Genomic DNA, 17,660 nt, shown 5'->3' with positions numbered 1-17,660 from the left:
ATAAGAAAATAGACGAATTCGGAGTAAGATCTTTCTTTCGACTGTCGGGAAACCGACTGCCCCTTTAAGTGACGGTTTATTTTTAACCTGTCTGCTTAAAGGAGAGCAGTTCGCTTCTCGGCAGTCTTTTTGTGTGTATTATATGTTATGTATATGTTACATATTGTCAAAAAACAGAGATACAATTTGGTTTTCATGAAAATTCAAATAAAATTCGTTCTTGTCTTCAACAAAACGGTTGGTTTATGTCATATAATATAACTCAAACATCGTGGCGAAAGGGGAATTCTTATGTTTGGAGCAAGAGTCATCAAAACTGCTGTGGCGGTTGCTGCATCGATTCTTATCGCGAAAAGCCTGCACTTGTATGCATATCAATTCGCCGGCATCATTGCGGTGTTATCTGTGCAGCCCTCGCTTTATCGCTCGCTGCGCAACGGGGTTCAGCAAATCGCCAGTGCGATGATGGGAGCTGTATTGGGAGCGGCTGCATTATTTACGTTAGGCGATTCATTTCTGGCAATGGGCTTCACGGCATTCCTGCTTATGGCCCTCCATGTATATATGAAATGGACCAACTCGCTTCTTGTATCGGTTGTTATTGCCATTAACACGATGGGTACGGTGGGGCTTGGTTTTTGGGCGGCTGCTTATAATCAGGTCACCTTAGTGCTGATCGGAACGATTATCGGGACGCTGATCAATTTGCTTCATAAGCCTGTACACCAAGAGCGGGCCGAGGAAATTCTTCGACAAGCGGAAGGCATGCTGCGGACGCTGCTCCATTATATTTTGCTCGATCTGGAACGGGGCAGAATGACGCCTTATACGTCGATGAAAAGCCAATTTGACGAAATCAGGGCTTACATCCGAAAGGGCAAAGAGATTTCCGGCCTGATCAACGAAGATAAGAAATTCCGTAAGCGTCGCACGAAAAATACGTTCACCATATTCCAATCGTTCGAAACGATGCTGGAACGTATTCACGACATGGCGAAGGTACTTGATCAGGCTGATTTGGCGGCCGGAACGGAACTGGCTTTTGCGCAAAAAACACTGCGGATTGTTATTGCGATGCAGGAGAGTGTCATCAAGGGAAAAAGACTGAATCTGGGGCGGCTGCAACTGGTGCTGGATAAAAGGCGCAATCAGTTGTGGACGGATTCCACTGATTCGGAAGGCTTCTATAACGTATATGGGCATGTCAGGGAATACCTGCTTGAGCTGGAGCGGTTTACAGTTGAGCATACCGGACGGGTGAAGAGATATTTGTCTTATTCCTCAATCGACCGTCCGGGGCTGATTGCCGAGGTTTCCCGGATTTTGGAACAGTATAACCTCAATATTACGGATGTGTCGATCCGGGTTAATGGCGAGTTTGCCGCGACAACAATCGAAGTTTCAAGTGTCGCTGAGTTTGACGAGGATAAGCTAGTCCGGGAAGTGGCGAACATTAACCATGTGTTGTCTGCTGAATGCAAGTGATCGCCTAAAAAGCATGTTGGAATGGTTGATATTGATAAGACAGGTCTTAATGCAGTGGAAAAAGAAAAGATTAAGCAGCGAACTGAACGATACTGCGATTTGGCCAGCTGCACTAGTGGTATTAATTCGTCTTATACAATTAAAATGAGTTCTCTGGAAGAAATACTTTCCCAAGGTTACAAGGAGCAAAAGGAGCAGGATATCATTGCTTACAACATACATAGGTTAGACAAGGAACAGATTGAAGCATACATAAAGGGGAAAGTCCTTGAAGCAAAGGAGATTGGAGCGGCAAGCTTGAGCACTTCAATGAGAAGGTTGTTATTAGCCTACGATTATTTATGCAAACATTAAAAGAGACCATCGCCTAACCACCGAAGTGATTGCCAATGATCCCTTGATTCTTAAACCCATTATACATAAAACCATCGCCAACATCGATGGTTCTTAGCCTAAATGGGCTAGGTATATAGTGCACTTGTGTATATAAAAGTATTCATAATTGTGGTTTACAGATCATTGTAAGCCAATACGATTCGCATGAATTACTATTTAAGGGACAATCATCCAAGCCATCTCGCCGCCGCTGCATTAACTGTATTATCAGGCGGAAGGAGATGTGATGCAGTGAAAGCGAAACGAGCAACGTATTCGACGGGGATTTTGCGCAAGCCGCCCAAAACCAAGTTTGCTTTGGTGGATGTAGTGAATTTGAATAAGGGCGGATCCCGCACCGTCGAGGTTCAAGTATTCGATTGGTCTAACGGTTCCCCGGTCCCTTTGAAGGTAACCCCGTGCGGTACAAGAAAATGCCGGGTTGTGGTAGGTCCTAACAAATCGGTTTTCCTCTATGCCGACGTTTCCCGTGTGAAATTTAAGTATGAAGTGCGTATTACGATGAGTCTTGATCCCAAGCTGATCGCCAATGTATACGGAGTGACGAACGCGCCGTTTACCCCGCAGGCAGGGGATACGGTGCTTCAGCGCAGTCTGGTTCGTATCCGGTAACATACATTTGCACAAAAACACCGCCCAATAACCAATAGGGACGGTGTTTTTTTTGTTGCCAAATGATCGCCGCGGCTATAAAATATCCGCTCCTTGTTCCGTTTCCGTGTAGACGGCGATCAGCACAAGGGCGGGCTCTTCGCCGATATTTTTCACCCAATGCGGAATGCAAGCGTTCCAGCTGAATGAATCGCCTTCGCGAAGTTCGGCGGAATCCTCCCCCTGCTCGGCAAACACGGTGCCGCGAATGACCACGTGAACTTCTTCACCTTCATGGGCATGTGGTGTATCGCCGGTCGAGGCCCCCGGAGGAAATTCGACAAGCATCATCTTAACTCCTTTGGTAGAGCTTAAATGCTCAACTTTGAGAGTTTCACTGCCGCTTGTCGTGATTTTACGCTGATCTTTGCGCACGATATTCATGCGGTCTTCTTTTTTCAAGAGCAAATAGGCCAAAGGGACATCCAAGGCGTTTGCAATATTCTCCAAAGTCGAGATGGAGGGGGAGGTCTTATTTGTCTCGACTTGGCTCATGAATCCTTGGGATAACCCGGTTGCTTCACAAATTTGTGCAATGGTAATATTTTTTCGCTTGCGAATGGTTCGAATGGTGGAACCGATGTCCATGAATTGTTCACTCCTAAAAATATTTGTAATACATATTTTAAATTGATATTAACAATTTCTTTGTTGACATTCCAGTGTTAGAGGAATTAAATTAGTTATAAAGATATTAATTTTATATTACTAATAATTTGGTGGAGGGAATTGTGATGAATCCAGCTTATTCGTATGATGTGCAGCTGCCTTCCCGTTTTGATCCGGAAAAGAGATATCCGACCATCTTTACGCTTCACGGCAAAGGTTCTAATGAAAAAAACATGCTTGGTTTAGTGCAAGCTTTAACGGGGGAGTTCATCGTGATCGGCATTCGCGGCGATTTGCCGCTGGGAGCCGGATTTCAATATTATGAGCTGAAAAGCTTGGGCAATCCGATTCGGGAGCTGTTTGACCGGGCCGTTCATAAGTTAGAGGCATTTATTCAATATGCGACGGAGAAATACGCGGTCGACCCGGGCCGGCGGTATTTGCTTGGTTTTAGCCAAGGCGCGATTCTCTCCATGACGCTTGCGCTGACCATGGGCGACCGGCTGAAAGGGATTGTGGCGCTAAACGGCTACGTGCCGGATTTTGTGAAAACCGAATACACGCTTAAAAGTGTAGAGAACGTTTCGATATTTATTTCGCATGGGGAACACGATACGGTGTTTCCGATCCGAATCGGTTATGAAACGGCGGCTTATTTTCAAGAACGTGCGCCGCGGATGCTGTTCAAGACCTACCCCACGGACCACGGAGTTTCTCCCGACAACGCGCAGGATTTTGCCAATTGGTTCAATCAGGACGCAGGGGAAAGCGACCGGACCTGAAGGTCCGGCATTATAGTTAAAGGAGCGGAGAATATGCTGCCATCGTATTTTTTTGCCCATGGGGCGCCTTCCATCGTGTTAGAACTTAACGTGTACACGGATCTGCTTAAACAATTTGGAGCCACTACGCCGCGGCCCAAAGCGGTTATTGTATTTTCGGCCCATTGGGAAGAGCCGCAGCAAACGGTCAGTACCGTGAGCCGGTACGACACGATCTACGATTTTTCCGGGTTTCAAGACGAGCTGTACCGGATGATGTATCCGGCGGAGGGGCATCTGCCGTTAAGCGAAGAAATTCGTTCTTTATTTGAAACACATGGCATTCCATGCGGGGTGGACGGTGAAAGAGGACTCGACCACGGGGTATGGGCTGTGTTGAAAATGATTTACCCCGACGCCGACGTTCCGGTAATCGCATTATCGGTCAACCGTCACTTGTCCAATGAGCAGCAATACCGGATCGGTCAAGTGCTCGGCGCGCTGCGGGAGAGGGATGTGCTGATTATCGGCAGCGGAGGGACTGTCCATAATTTGCGGAAATTGCGCTGGCAGGCGGGCGATGCGGTTGACGAGTGGGCCTTCTCGTTTGATAATTGGCTGCAGGAGAAGCTGGAGGCTTGGGATACAGAAGCTTTGTTTCAATACAGAGAGCTGGCGCCATATGCTCAAGAAGCCGTTCCGACAAATGAGCATTTCATTCCGCTCCTGCTTGCTATGGGTTCCGGGGATGCGAATAAGCAAGCGAAGCTGCTGCACCGGAGTTATCAATACGGCAATTTAGGCTTAAGTTGCTGGCAGTTTGGCTAAAATGTCTCTTACAGGAGAAGAAATCGGTTTGCGATATTAGAAGAGGACTTACGATAATATTAGAGGAGCTTTGCCAGCGGATGCGAGGGCAAGGCTCCTTTTTATCTGTGCAGATTTGTCGTGCAAACCGGTCTGCGCAGAGGAAACGGTTGCACAATACCACCCGCAAGGTTCGGTATTTCCTGGGTTATGACTTGACGATACGAGATATACCTATATATTAATGATATAATTCATTATAAGTATTTTTCCGGACAAGGATGATTCTATGCGTAACCGGTGGTATAATCGGCTGCTTTTATCCTATTTTCCTATATTTATCGTTGGTATATCGACCATCGTGTTTATTACCTTTTTTATCGTTAGCGAAATCTCCAAAAAAGAAGCCGAGCGGGCGAATCAAATCTCGACCAAATATGTGACGGAATCGATCGATTCCACACTGCGCGGTGTTGAACAGCTTATGCTGAAAGAGCTGGCTACCAACCCTGATTTCGGTGATTTTTTTGTCCCCAAGGCGAATATGGATGCGCGGCTTGTGCAATATCAGGCTTCGAACGACCTCAAACGAATGTCTACCAATCAATTTCTAATCCATTCGATTTATTTATACCGTTTCAGCGATCAGCTGGTGTTAACCCCAACTTCGGTCGGCCCGCTGGAGAAATTCGGCGACAAGGATTATCTGAAAAGCCAGACAACCGGGGCGTTCCAGTCCAAATGGTCTTTGGTGCGACAATACAGCGAATTTCCGAATGATCCACAGGAGAAAGTGATCACGCTGAGCAAGCAGGCTATGCTGCCGTTTGGCAATGAGGGCATTGTCGTGATCAACATACGGGTCAGCGAGCTGCTTCGGATGGTCGACGAGATGGTGAACAGCCAGCTGACATTTATGGAGATTTGGGATCAGGAAGGGCCGATTTACCCCGCTAATTTAATGAAGAGCTCGCCGGAACTGCACGACTCCAACCGCAAGGTGCTTAGCGAGTCGGTGTCTTCTTATTTGGGCTGGAAGTATGTGAGCGGTTTGAAGGCAGGGCAGTTGTTCGGCTGGGTGTCCTTTATTTCCTACATGTGGATTGGGATCGGCGGTATCATCTTTGTGCTCTGTATTGTGTATATCGTGTACATTACAAGAAGAAACTACAAGCCGATTGAGCTTATCCTCGGACGGATTGAGGAATACCAGAAGAAGAGTTTGCAACATGGCAAAGCGTTTGATGAATTTTCGTTTATCGAAAAGGCGCTGGAAAGCCTGATTGATCAGACCCATCAATATGAGAAGCGGTTTAAAGAAGACCTGCTGGTTCACCGCAGGCAGTTTTTTCAGGAGCTGCTGGAGGGCGGGCGTGACATATCCAAGGGACAATGGCAGGCTCAGATGAAACGCTTGAACCTAGAATATGAATGTTCCGCGATCATCATGAGCATAGCCGAAATCGATAACTATTCCAGCTTTGCGGAGGCGTATAGCGAGCGTGATCAGCATCTGCTCAAATTCGCGCTGACCAATGTCGTGCAGGAATTCGCCAGACAAGACGGCTTGTCGATTTGGGCGGAATGGATTTCGAAACAGCGGCTGGGTATTATGTATGTGTATAAGCAGGAACCGGTGAATTTGGCTCAGGTTGTGCATATGAGCGAGCTGTTCCGGGAATGGGTGGAGACCAATCTCAAAATTTCGATTACGGTCGGCATCGGTTCGGCGGCTGCGGAGTTTGGGGCGATCAGGAATGCCTTCCTGGAGGCTGAGCTGCTGCTCCGGCATAAGCTGAATCTGGGCAGCAACAAGGTCATTGCATATAATCAGACCTATGCCAGGCCGTCGGACGGGACTTACGAGTATTACCAGCGGCTGTCGACCGTAGTGCAGTATTTCCGGCTGACCAATGAGGCTTGGACTGCGGTGCTGGGCGATATTTTTCGCCATATGGCCGAGGAGTTCGCGGAAGATGAGGCAATTCGCGGCCTGCTGGATTATTTGCTCCATCTGCTGCAAAGAGAGCTGACCGAGCTTCCCGACTCGTTGAAGCAAGTATGGGACCAAGAAATCTACCCGTCATTATGCAAAACGATGGCGGAGGCGGAAAGTCTTGATGTGCTTGCCGAAGGACTGACTGACCACCTGCTCGATTTGTACCGCCGTTATATTGCAATCAGAGAATCGAAGGGCCAGATGGCGATGCTCGCCGAGATGAGGCAATACATCGAGATCAACTACGCCAATCCGGATTTGTCATTGGCACACTTAAGCGACAAGTTTGATGTGAATGCGAAATATGTAAGCCAGCTGTTCAAAGAACAATTCGGCATGAAGTTTGTGGACTTCCTTGTCAATTTGCGGATGGAGGAAGCCAAACGTCTGCTGCTTGCAAGCGAAGATCCGATTCAGGACATCGCCGAGAAGGTCGGTTATACGCACGGAATATCGTTTGGCCGAACCTTCAAGAAGGTCGTCGGAACGACACCCGGCGATTATCGCAAAATGATGTAAAAAACGCATAACCCCTTGAATATCAAGGGTTTCCCCGTGACTTGTGTCACGGTTTTTTTTTCGCCAAACGGAATTTTGTCAGTGCTGCGGAAAACGGTTGGTCCCCTGAAAATGGCGTTTGGGGCGTTCCGGTTGGTGCTGCGGAATCATGTTTGTTGAACCAAAGCGAACGGCTGCGGTATAAAAGAGTTGCGTCCGGTGCCACAGGATAAGCGACCTCCAGAAACGGACTTTATTATTCCCCAACCAAGGAGAGGGTTCAGTTGAAAAGACAGACAGTAAACAAAACGGTGGCTCTGTCGATGAGCGCCATGCTGACTATCGGAGTTCTGGCTGCTTGCTCAAGCAACGATCAGAATGCAGGGGCGGGAACAAGCGCAAGCAACAACGCGAATAACGCATCCGCTAAGAAGGAACCGGTCACGCTGCGCGTGGAAATGTTCGATCGCGGCAATGCGCCCGCAGGTCAATCGGCTACGAACAACTTTTGGACCAAATGGATGCAGGATAGCTTTGGGACGCCGAACAATATCAAGCTGGAATACGTTCCGGTTCCGCGTGCCCAAGAGGTGGAGAAGCTGAACGTGTTGATGGCCAGCGGCGGCGACGCGCCGGATATCGTCTTTACGTACGACAGCAACCTCGTATACAAATATGTGCAGCAGGGCGGTCTGGCTGACCTGGGCAAAGCGCTTGAAGACAACGGTAAAAATTTAAAGTCGTTCCTTGGCAACGAGACATTGGAATACGGCAAATTTAACAATGTACAATACGCAATTCCGGCCCGACGCGTCAATCTCGGCAAATATGCTTCCTTCATTCGTCAGGACTGGCTGGACGCGCTTGGGATGCAGCCTCCGAAAAATACGGAGGAAGTATACAATTTCCTGAAAGCGGTGAAAGAGAAGGACCCCGGCAAAGTCGGCAAAGACTTGATTCCGCTTGGCATGGCGCTGGCACCGTCCTCTTATGAACCGATTATTTGGCCGTTTATTAAGAAAAATTTGACCGAAGAAGAAAAATATACACAGCGCATGCAGCTTGGCTCCCGCGATTATCCGCTGCTGACCGAAGGTCATAAGGAAGCGCTGCAGTTCCTCAACAAGCTGTACAACGAAGGGCTGATGAGCACCGATTTTGCCTTGGATAAAGACAAGAAAAAGCTGAGCCAAGATGTGATGACGGGTAAGGTCGGCCTGTTCAGCGAAGATACAACCAACCCGCTCAAAGCGACTCCGGGCGTATTTAAGGTCATGCAAACCAACATCAAAGGGGCCAAAATGACTCCGGTCGACCCGTTTGCGGGAGCGGACGGCAAACATACGAAACCGGTATATATGCCTGCCGGGATGTACATTATCGTGCCGAAGAGCAGCAAAAATGTAAACGAAGCGATCAAATATCTTGATTTTATGGCGCAGAAGGATAACTATTTCAAGATCATGAACGGCGACGAGGGCAAAAACTACAAGATGGAAAACGGAATCCCCGTCACGCTGGACAACCAAGAAACCAAAGACAAGTTTTTCAGTATCGGCGACTTTATTATTATCAGCAACGGTCAGGACCTCGGCAATGAAGAGAAGAATACCCAGCTCGACGTCAAATCGCTGCCGCCGGAATTCGAGAAAGAAGGCGTTGCCGTCCGTAAAATCGCGCTGACCGACACCGAGCCGATGCTGAGATTCCCACGGCCGATTCAGTCGGAAGTGAAATACGGCACCAGCCTGGTCGACAAGTATCATGAGATGCTGGTGAAATCCGTGCTGGCGAAGCCGGCCGATTTTGACAAAACGTACGAACAGGGTCTGAAGGACCTCATGGCTGCGGGCGGGCAGGAAATCGCCACCGAGCGGAAAGCGGCTTATCAGGAAATGAAAGCGAAGAAGTAACGGATTCGCGTAGGCGGCCCCCGAACTGGCTAGCGCGGGGCCGCTGAAAAAGTGAACGCTGCATGAGCGAATCATGCTTACGATCGCCAATTGTCCCCGAATTTCTTGAATTTACCTGCTTGCGGCAGGTGAAATTCGGGGACAAAAGCGAACGCTGGCGCTTCTCCAGCATGATTTCGCTCACTCCGCTGCTTTTTCAGTGGTCTCGGCAAGCACGGGGAGGGGGCTTCGCTTACGATGTAAGTTTTTGCTAGCGCAAAAACCAGCTAATGCTTACGAAGTCAGCTTTCCTCTGGAAAGCTCAGCTTATGCTTACGATGTAAGTTTTTGCTAGCGCAAAAACCAGCTAATGCTTACGATGTGAACTTTGCTCCGCAAAGTTCTTAGGAGGTCCCCAATGAACTCAACCGCTGCTGCGCCTAACGAAAAAGCTGCGACAGCCGTTGTCCGGCCGGGGGGATCGAGGATGTATATGCGTCGGAACTGGCAGCTTTACGTGCTGCTTGTGCTGCCGATCGCTTATTTCCTCGTGTTCAAATACGGTCCGATGTACGGCGTGACGATTGCTTTTAAGGACTTCAATTTGTTTCAGGGCGTTAACAAAAGCCCTTGGGTCGGCCTGGACAATTTCAAGCAAATTTTCCAGAACCGGCAGTTTTACACCGTTTTACGCAATACGCTGATGTTGAACTTTCTTGATCTTGTCGTTTCTTTCCCGGCTCCGATTATTCTCGCGATTATGCTGAATGAGCTGCGCAGCCTGATGTACAAAAAGCTGGCGCAAACGATATTGTATTTGCCGCATTTTATATCCTGGGTTATCGTCGGCGGCATCGTGTATCAAGTGTTCGCCACTAAATCCGGCTTTGTGAACAACATGCTTGCGAATGTCGGCCTGGAAGCGATTCCATGGCTTTCGGATAAAACGTATTGGGTCATCACGTATTTGGCTACCGGGGTGTGGCACAGCGCGGGCTGGGGCACCATCATTTATTTGGCCGCTCTCACCGGGATTAACAAAGAGTTGTACGAGGCAGCGGATGTCGATGGAGCAGGACGTTTGACCAAAATCCTTTACATCACCATCCCCGGCATTCAATCGACGATTGTAGTCCTGCTGATCATGAAGTTGGGCGAGCTGGTGCAGATCGGCTTCGAACGCCCTTATGTGCTTGGCAATGTGACCGTCAGCGAATATTCCGAGGTCATCAGCACCTTTGTGTACAAAACGGGCCTGCAATCCGCCCAATATTCCATAGCGACCGGTGTCGGGTTCTTTCAGGCCGCAGTGGGATTGATCTTCATCCTGACGGCCAACTACATTGCGAAAAAAACGACCGACCAAGGCATCATCTAATTTTGCTGGAAAGGAGTTGCCGCTTATGAATGCTAAAGCCGGCGATCGTACGGTCGATATTATTATTAACATCGTTATTTTTGCGGCGCTTGCGTTGTGCCTGATTCCTTTTTTGCATATTTTATCGATTTCGCTCAGCTCCAACCGGGCGATTATGTCGGGCGAGGTGACGATTTACCCGATTGAGCTGAGCATGCAGGCTTTCAAAAAAGTGCTTGAAGATGTATCTATGATCCGCTCGATGGGTTTTACCGTTGCGCTGACGATGCTGTATACCGTATCGTGTATGTTCATGTCCGTTATCGCCGCTTATCCGCTGACCAAACCTAATCTGCGGGGCAGAAAGTTTTTTATGCTGCTGATCGTGGTGACAATGTTTTTTAGCGGCGGGATTATTCCGGAGTACATTCTGATTAAGCAGCTGCATCTTATGAACACGATGTGGGCTTTAATTTTGCCGCTGCTGATCAGCCCGTTTAATCTAATTATTCTGATTAACTTCTTTAAATCGATTCCCGACAGCCTGCACGAGTCGGCCGAGATCGACGGAGCCAGCCATTTCCGCGTGCTGTGGCAAATCGTTGTGCCGCTGTCGCTGCCGGTGATTGCAACGCTGAGTTTGTTTTACGCCGTGAACCGCTGGAACGGGTTTATGGACACGCTTTTTTATATTACCAATCCAAATTTGTATCCGCTTCAGTTGAAGTTGTACCAGCTGGTCATGAATAATATGGCCAACGATTTGATGCAGCTGGAAGGCAACCAGGTCGTGCAGTTTTTGCCGGAAAGCTTGAAGGCGGCCAGCGTGATGTTTGCGACGATTCCGATTTTGCTTGTGTATCCGTGGCTGCAGCGTTACTTTGTGTCGGGTATTATGCTTGGAGCGGTCAAAGGATAGAGATGAGCCCGAGGGCGGAAAGTCGAGAAATATTCATTCGGTTACTCGGTGATTCCGGGAAAGGGATAGCCTTCCGCTGGCGGACATTAAGGAGGAAATAGAGTATGTTTACGGATAAAGGGGAGTATTCTTTTTCGACCTGCTGGAACATCAAACGCCACGATACGGGCCGGGGCATGATCGAGGAAATCAAGGAGCTTGGATTCCGCCGTGTGGAGTTGAATTATAACGTAACCCGCGAGCTGCTGAGTACGATCGAGCCGATGATTGAGCAGGGAGAGATCGCCGTCTCCAGTGTGCACAATACGTTCCCGCATGTGGCGGACCCGGATTACGGCACCGATTCGGTGCTGCTTGGCTTTGACGACGAAACGAAGCGGCAGCGCGCGATCGAGCTGCTGTGCGGTTCGATCGATTACGCGCACCGGTACGGCGCCGAGGCGGTGGTTGTGCACCCGGGGGAAGTGCCGTTTGAGGACAATATCGACGCCAGGCTCAAAAAGCTGTACCACGAGTTCGGCAAAAACTCGCCCGAATACAGGCGGCTGTGGGGCGAGATGTTGTCACGGCGGGAGGCGCTTAGTCTCGTATACACGCGAAAAATCGGAGAAAGCTTGGAGCGGGTAAGCGACTATATCGCACGTAAGGGGTACGACGTCATCGTTGGGATCGAAACGCGCTCACGCTGCTATCAAATGCCGACGCCGCAGGAGGCAAAAACGATCATCGACGGGTTGAAGGGAGCGCCGGTGCATCTCTGGTACGATTTCGGCCATGCGATGATGATGGACCGGATGGGCTTGTACGACAGCGTCAAGGACGCGCACGCGCTCAAAAGCTATATATACGGCCTGCATATTCACGAAACGCTGGAGCTTTCCGATCATTACTGCCCTTACGTGCACAGCGGGACGGACGTATTTGACGATTTCCTGGACATTGTCCGGGATGCGCCGCTGAAAGTATACGAGCTGAAGGCGATTTGCAAGCCGGAGGAAATCGAGGAAAGCCACAATCGAATCATACGCAAAATGGAGGCGCTTGCACAATGAGTCCGGAACCCGTGCCGACAACAGATCCGTTTTATGAAAAGCTGGTCGCCATGAACGATCAGAACGTTCGCAAGTCTTTATCGCAGCAAATTACCGACCCGGCCAGCCGCCATTTCGGCGGTGTGATCAGCGAATTGACTGGCGTGCCAAGCCCTACGCACGGAGGAACGGCCAGCCACATCGCGTCGATGGCGGCGGCGCTGCTGAATCCGGATTCCGCGTTTTATCATGATGCCGGGCTGCTTGCGCGGCTGGAGCTGGCGGTCAGCTACATGCTGAACCGTCAACATGAGGACGGCACCATATCGCTAGGGTCGACCAATTATCATTCCCCGCCGGACACCGGATTTGTCGTGACCGGCTTCGGCCAGTTATACCGACTATTGGAGCGAGACGAGTGGCCAGACGTAAAACCCGCAGCGGACAAGGTGAAGTTGTTTCTGGAGCGTTCGATTCCCGCGATGCTGACCGGAGGCTGCCATACGCCGAATCACCGCTGGGTGCTGACGTCGGCATTAGCCTGGCTGCATGATATTTTTAAGATGGACGCACTGATCGCCCGCGCCGACCAATGGCTGGCCGAAGGGCTCGATTGCACCGAAGACGGCGAATGGACGGAGCGCAGCCACGGCATCTACAACACGGTAAACGACATCATGTTGTATCATACGGCGACGCTGCTGGGCAGGCCGGAATTACTCGAGCCGGTGCGCAGAAATTTGCGGATGATGGTATATCTCGTTCATCCGAACGGCGACGTTGTGACCGATTATTCAGGGCGTCAGGATTTCGGCCAGCGGGCCGACCTATCCGAATATTTCCTGGTGTACCGCATGATGGCGGCGTTGGACCGCGATCCGGTATTCGCCGCAATGTCCGATTTGTCGGCGGCTCATCTCTCTCGTCTCGGGCCAGTCAACAACCATGCGGTGTTGGGTTATATGGTTTTTCCACAGACAAGCATCGAAGGACTTGAGCGGGCACAGCTTCCTCAACAATATGTGAAAATCATCAACGAGCATCATCCGATTGACCGCGACTTGGCCGGACGTGTGCAGGCGGGCCACCACGATCGCATCACGCACAGCGCGATGCATCTGGCTTTTGGCTCGCCGGTAGCGCGGCACCGCGACGGAGACGTCAGCGCCACGGTTATGACCCGGGCGGCTTCGGTGTTTGCGCTGCGGCACGGCCAAGTGAACTTGCTGGCTGTGCAAATATTCACCTCTTTTACACCGGGGCTGGTGGAGATGGAGCATTTTGCACGGACGCCCGACGGCTATTTCATGAAAACCGATATGGAAAAAGGCTATAACGGCCCGATACCGCAGGAGCATCTGCCGGAATCGGCCCAAGCCGCGATCAGCCCATGGTATCTGCTGCCGCATCAGCTGCGGCCGGTGACCCATCTGCAGAAGCATACGCTTGCTGTGGAGGTAACGCCCGGCGATAAGGAATGGAAGCTGCATATGCGGGCGGACGACATGCCGGACGTTTTTACCCAAGTCGCTTTTTCCTTTAATCTCGAAAGCAAGTTGACAGGAGCAGGGCTGGTTCCGATTCAGCCCCATGCCTGGTTCTGGACGGACGGCGCCGTCCGCTGCGAGTGCGGTGGCAATACGCTGGAATTATCCGCCGGAGCGCATGATCATAAGCTGAAGATGATTCGCGTCAATCCGCTGCAAAACGGAGTGCAGACGCTGCTCGTCAACCTGATGACTCCGCTCGACCATACGTTCACGATCCGGCTGCTGTAGGACACCGGAACCATGCTGACAGCCGGTGTAGGAATTTGGAAACGAGGCCATAGACGCAAAAAACTGGATAAGAGAGGAAATTCACCTCTTGTGGCGAATAGGTATACAAGCTCTGATGCTGGAACCTATATACAGAAAAGAGGTATGCCCCATGTTCATTCGCGGCTTATGGAGAAAAAAGATTGCCGCACTGCTATTATCCGCTACCATTTTAGTGTTGTCGGGCTGCCAAGCGATTGGCGGTTTGGATGTCGGCAAAGCGCTGGCAGGCACGTATTCGATCAAATCGTACGAAGGTAAGTCGGTTATTGTGCTGGATCTCGTTCCCGGTTCCAAAATACCGGAGTCCTCCATGGAACAGAAACTATTAAAGCTGCTGCAGCATATCGAAATCCATCAGGATACCGTAAAAATGGAAAATCAGACCACAGCATCGGCTGCCGGCCGAATCATTATTGCGGAACGCACGATTCCGTTTCAATTGCATATTATGCCGGAACGTCTGACCATTTCTATTGAAGGCATCAAAAAACCGATTGTCATTGATTTGGCTTCTGCTGAGGAGGAAGGAGCGCTTCCCGAGCTGGTCAAGGAACTTCAGGCGAAGCTGCAAGCAAGCCCGTTTCTCGACAACTTGAGAAGTTATCTGTTCAAGCAGCTGCCGAATCCGGGAAAAATTAGCGTGGAGAGCGCAGTGGAGAAAATTAACGGCGAGAGAGTTTCGCTTCATAAACTGCACGGCGAGCTGACGGCGAAAGAAGTCATTCCGCTGCTCAAAACGTTTGTCACCAATGTGCTGAAGGACGATAAAGAGCTGAGAGATTTAATCGGCCAGATGTACGACGTGTTTTATCCGGTCCTGGCCCCTAAGCTGGAAGAATGGAAACAGAGCATGCAAACCTCAGGCACGGACGAAGATTCGTCTTTGACGGAACGGCTGTCTGACGCGCCGCTTGTTGGAGCCATGGCGGATAAGCTGCCGTCGGTAGCCAATATACTGGATATTCTGAAGGATCGCGAAAGAACAATCGAAGTGGTCCATGCACAGGCCAAGCAGCTGGCGAGTTTTGCCCTGATGGCTTCGTACAGTGTTAACGAATCGCAGCTTCAACAGCTGCCGCTGATGAATGACCAGACTTATTTGGCGGCCGACATGTATTTCGACGACGCCCTCAAGCTGCGTAAATCCAGCACAACGCTGGCAGTTTCTTCGCTGGAAGCCGTTACGGACGGGGTGCTCTCCTCAGCGAAAATGACGGCGACAGGAGAGATCTGGAACCTGAACAATTTCATTAATGCCGAGCCGGTAAATACCGCTCAAGGTGCACTGCAAATTGGCAAAAACACGGACTTTAATCCCATCGAGCTGCTGCAAAATATGGATCCTTCTTCGCAATTGTTCTTGCTGCTCACGAAGGATTTGGAACTGGGGTTGAATCCGATTTCCAATTCCAATTCAAAATCCAAGCCATTTTCGGTTATTTTGGAGGATTCGTTTAAACCCGGCTTGGGCAAGCCGTTTCTGAAGGAAGGCGTAACGATGGTGCCTCTTTCGTTTATAAGCTCTAGACTGGGAGCCAACGTTTCGTTGGACGATAAGATGAATTTGGCGACCATTACCGAACCGGCCACGTCGAAAACCATCGTGCTGACTGCGGACAGCCGGACGGCCGTTGTGGATGGCGAAGAGTTAAAGATGGACCAGGCCGCATTTGTTGACTCCGCATCGTTTTATGTGCCGCTGACGTTTATTGTTAACCAGTTTGGCGGCAACGTGGAATGGGACGAAGCGACACATAGTGTCTGGGTTACCATGCAATAAGCGATAGTTGAGACGCGCCTTCTTGTATCGTCATGTGATGCAGGGAGGCGCTTTGTATGAACCGCAGCAGGCAATCTCTATTTTACCGCTTGTAAAATAGGGATTACTCGTGTATGATTGTAATAACTGTTCAAGTAGCAACCTGTAATCCTATAATGAAATATCGAAGCTTTCCGGAGGAGCCTGTCACACGACAGGCTCTTTTTGTGTTTTCATTTGGGTATTTTTGTAAAATATAAAAGAGAGTCCGATACGGACTTTAAGGGAGGAACCATGGAACAGCAAGCGATTTGGGCTATCGTCATTTTTGCGGTCATTTACGGTTTCATCATCTCGGAGAAAATCCACCGCACGATTCTGGCTATGTTTGGCGCGGTTCTGGTTGTCGTGTTCGGCATTGTCGATCAAGAAACGGCGCTGCATCACATCGATTTTAATACGCTGGGACTGCTGGTCGGCATGATGATCATTGTCAGCGTCACCGCAGAGACAGGGCTTTTCAAATATATCGCCCTCAAGGCCGCCAAGCTGGCGAAAGGCAAGCCGAAGCGAATCTTACTGGCGCTGACTTTGATCACCGCATTGGGTTCGGCATTTCTGGACAACGTGACCACCGTGCTGCTGATGGTACCCGTGACGCTGAGCATTACGAGGGCGCTGCAGATCAAGCCGTTTCCGTTTTTGTTTACGCAAATCATCGCCTCCAATGTCGGGGGCACGGCGACGCTGATCGGCGATCCTCCGAACATCATGATCGGCAGCGCGGTGAAAGAGCTGACGTTTATGGCATTCATCAACAATCTGTCTCCGATTGCCGTGATCATTATACTCAGTTACCTGCCGATTTTCCTCATCATGTTCGGCAGACAAATCGAGACAACTCCGGAGCTGCGGGCGCGGATGATGGAAATGGATGAGCGGGCGGAAATCACCGACGTTAAGCTGCTGAGAACTTGTCTGGCGGTGCTCGGACTTACGATTGTCGGCTTCTTCCTGCATCAGTCGCTGCATCTTGAATCGGCTGCGGTTGCGCTGGCGGGCGCATTTCTGCTGCTTCTGCTGACCGGTGAGAAGAGAATGGAAGAAGCGTTCCGCCATGTCGAGTGGACGACCTTATTCTTTTTTGTCGGGTTGTTTGTACTTGTCTCGGGGCTTGTGGAAACAGGTGTCATCGCCAAACTGGCTCAGCAGGCGATCGCCTTCACCGGAGGGGATCTGCTCGCCACCTCGATGCTGATCTTATGGCTGAGCGCGATCGCTTCGGCGTTTCTGGACAACATCCCGTTTGTGGCTACCATGATCCCGTTGATTCAGGAAATGGGCAGCATGGGGGTAACCAATCTGGAACCGCTCTGGTGGAGTCTTGCTTTAGGAGCCTGCTTGGGCGGCAACGGCACGTTGGTTGGAGCAAGCGCCAACCTGATTGTTGCCGGACTGGCAGGCAAGGAGGGGCATCCTATCCGCTTTGCGAAGTTTTTGAAAATCGGGTTTCCATTAATGCTTCTGTCCATCGTGCTTTCGAGCCTTTATATTTATTTCAGATATTTAATGTAGGACATCATTTCAGTGGTAAACTGCCATAAACCGTCTCCAAACGCATGCTGCCGATGCGGGGACGGTTTGTTTGCCGTTGCGTCAAATTCAGGGCGGGTGTC

The 17,660-nt window shown here is 50.2% G+C and carries 14 protein-coding genes; 13 read left to right on the top strand and 1 reads right to left on the bottom strand.

Features of this window, described 5'->3' with window-relative positions; all coding sequences use genetic code 11:
• The first annotated feature begins 291 nt into the window (after positions 1-291).
• The 3 genes from EYB31_RS21145 (at position 292) to EYB31_RS21135 (ending at position 2,493) form a co-directional block, all read left to right on the top strand.
• Positions 292-1,485, top strand: a complete 1,194-nt coding sequence (locus EYB31_RS21145; protein ID WP_131015398.1) for an aromatic acid exporter family protein — start codon at positions 292-294, stop codon at positions 1,483-1,485.
• Positions 1,486-1,506: 21 nt separating this feature from the next.
• A complete protein-coding gene (locus tag EYB31_RS21140) occupies positions 1,507-1,839 on the top strand; it encodes a hypothetical protein (protein WP_131015397.1) in 333 nt (110 codons plus the stop codon).
• 273 nt (positions 1,840-2,112) lie between these two features.
• On the top strand, positions 2,113-2,493 hold the full coding sequence (locus tag EYB31_RS21135; protein ID WP_131015396.1) for a hypothetical protein: 381 nt from the start codon (positions 2,113-2,115) through the stop codon (positions 2,491-2,493).
• A 75-nt stretch (positions 2,494-2,568) separates the two neighbouring features.
• On the opposite strand, the gene EYB31_RS21130 is transcribed toward EYB31_RS21135, so the two are convergent.
• Positions 2,569-3,120, bottom strand: a complete 552-nt coding sequence (locus EYB31_RS21130; RefSeq protein WP_131015395.1) for a helix-turn-helix domain-containing protein — start codon at positions 3,118-3,120, stop codon at positions 2,569-2,571.
• 146 nt (positions 3,121-3,266) lie between these two features.
• Here EYB31_RS21130 and EYB31_RS21125 point away from each other — a divergent pair, with 146 nt between their 5' ends.
• The 10 genes from EYB31_RS21125 to EYB31_RS21080 all read left to right on the top strand — a co-directional run bounded on the left by EYB31_RS21125 (position 3,267) and on the right by EYB31_RS21080 (position 17,559).
• The gene (locus EYB31_RS21125; RefSeq protein WP_131015394.1) at positions 3,267-3,923 is read left to right on the top strand and encodes an alpha/beta hydrolase; all 657 of its coding nucleotides are present in this window, start codon (positions 3,267-3,269) and stop codon (positions 3,921-3,923) included.
• A 33-nt stretch (positions 3,924-3,956) separates the two neighbouring features.
• Entirely contained in the window at positions 3,957-4,730 is a 774-nt protein-coding gene (locus EYB31_RS21120) for a DODA-type extradiol aromatic ring-opening family dioxygenase (RefSeq protein WP_131015393.1), read from the top strand.
• 268 nt (positions 4,731-4,998) lie between these two features.
• Positions 4,999-7,227, top strand: coding sequence for an AraC family transcriptional regulator (locus tag EYB31_RS21115; protein ID WP_131015392.1), 2,229 nt, complete (start codon positions 4,999-5,001; stop codon positions 7,225-7,227).
• A gap of 263 nt (positions 7,228-7,490) precedes the next feature.
• On the top strand, positions 7,491-9,119 hold the full coding sequence (locus EYB31_RS21110; RefSeq protein WP_338119966.1) for an extracellular solute-binding protein: 1,629 nt from the start codon (positions 7,491-7,493) through the stop codon (positions 9,117-9,119).
• 466 nt (positions 9,120-9,585) lie between these two features.
• Positions 9,586-10,476, top strand: a complete 891-nt coding sequence (locus EYB31_RS21105; RefSeq protein ID WP_420819462.1) for an ABC transporter permease — start codon at positions 9,586-9,588, stop codon at positions 10,474-10,476.
• 25 nt (positions 10,477-10,501) lie between these two features.
• Entirely contained in the window at positions 10,502-11,374 is an 873-nt protein-coding gene (locus EYB31_RS21100) for a carbohydrate ABC transporter permease (protein ID WP_131015390.1), read from the top strand.
• 104 nt (positions 11,375-11,478) lie between these two features.
• The gene (locus EYB31_RS21095) at positions 11,479-12,426 is read left to right on the top strand and encodes a sugar phosphate isomerase/epimerase family protein (protein WP_131015389.1); all 948 of its coding nucleotides are present in this window, start codon (positions 11,479-11,481) and stop codon (positions 12,424-12,426) included.
• Complete coding sequence (locus EYB31_RS21090; protein ID WP_240762681.1) at positions 12,423-14,183, top strand: hypothetical protein; 1,761 nt, start codon at positions 12,423-12,425, stop codon at positions 14,181-14,183. The genes EYB31_RS21095 and EYB31_RS21090 overlap by 4 nt, the downstream gene beginning before the upstream one ends.
• Before the next feature lie 151 nt (positions 14,184-14,334).
• The gene (locus EYB31_RS21085) at positions 14,335-16,005 is read left to right on the top strand and encodes a stalk domain-containing protein (RefSeq protein ID WP_165452524.1); all 1,671 of its coding nucleotides are present in this window, start codon (positions 14,335-14,337) and stop codon (positions 16,003-16,005) included.
• 273 nt (positions 16,006-16,278) lie between these two features.
• On the top strand, positions 16,279-17,559 hold the full coding sequence (locus EYB31_RS21080) for an ArsB/NhaD family transporter (RefSeq protein WP_131015387.1): 1,281 nt from the start codon (positions 16,279-16,281) through the stop codon (positions 17,557-17,559).
• Positions 17,560-17,660: the final 101 nt, after the last annotated feature.

It is taken from the genome of Paenibacillus thalictri (genome assembly GCF_004307995.1).
Lineage (GTDB): Bacteria > Bacillota > Bacilli > Paenibacillales > NBRC-103111 > Paenibacillus_AF > Paenibacillus_AF thalictri.
Note: the sequence above shows the minus strand (reverse complement) of the source record. Positions and strands in the feature narration are given on the sequence as shown.

Coding starts and splice junctions, on each gene's coding strand:
- EYB31_RS21145 (WP_131015398.1), top strand. CDS start 292: ATGTTTGGAGCAAGAGTCATCAAAACTGCTGTGGCGGTTGCTGCATCG.
- EYB31_RS21140 (WP_131015397.1), top strand. CDS start 1,507: ATGGTTGATATTGATAAGACAGGTCTTAATGCAGTGGAAAAAGAAAAG.
- EYB31_RS21130 (WP_131015395.1), bottom strand. CDS start 3,120: ATGGACATCGGTTCCACCATTCGAACCATTCGCAAGCGAAAAAATATT.
- EYB31_RS21125 (WP_131015394.1), top strand. CDS start 3,267: ATGAATCCAGCTTATTCGTATGATGTGCAGCTGCCTTCCCGTTTTGAT.
- EYB31_RS21120 (WP_131015393.1), top strand. CDS start 3,957: ATGCTGCCATCGTATTTTTTTGCCCATGGGGCGCCTTCCATCGTGTTA.
- EYB31_RS21115 (WP_131015392.1), top strand. CDS start 4,999: ATGCGTAACCGGTGGTATAATCGGCTGCTTTTATCCTATTTTCCTATA.
- EYB31_RS21105 (WP_420819462.1), top strand. CDS start 9,586: ATGTATATGCGTCGGAACTGGCAGCTTTACGTGCTGCTTGTGCTGCCG.
- EYB31_RS21100 (WP_131015390.1), top strand. CDS start 10,502: ATGAATGCTAAAGCCGGCGATCGTACGGTCGATATTATTATTAACATC.
- EYB31_RS21095 (WP_131015389.1), top strand. CDS start 11,479: ATGTTTACGGATAAAGGGGAGTATTCTTTTTCGACCTGCTGGAACATC.
- EYB31_RS21090 (WP_240762681.1), top strand. CDS start 12,423: ATGAGTCCGGAACCCGTGCCGACAACAGATCCGTTTTATGAAAAGCTG.
- EYB31_RS21085 (WP_165452524.1), top strand. CDS start 14,335: ATGTTCATTCGCGGCTTATGGAGAAAAAAGATTGCCGCACTGCTATTA.
- EYB31_RS21080 (WP_131015387.1), top strand. CDS start 16,279: ATGGAACAGCAAGCGATTTGGGCTATCGTCATTTTTGCGGTCATTTAC.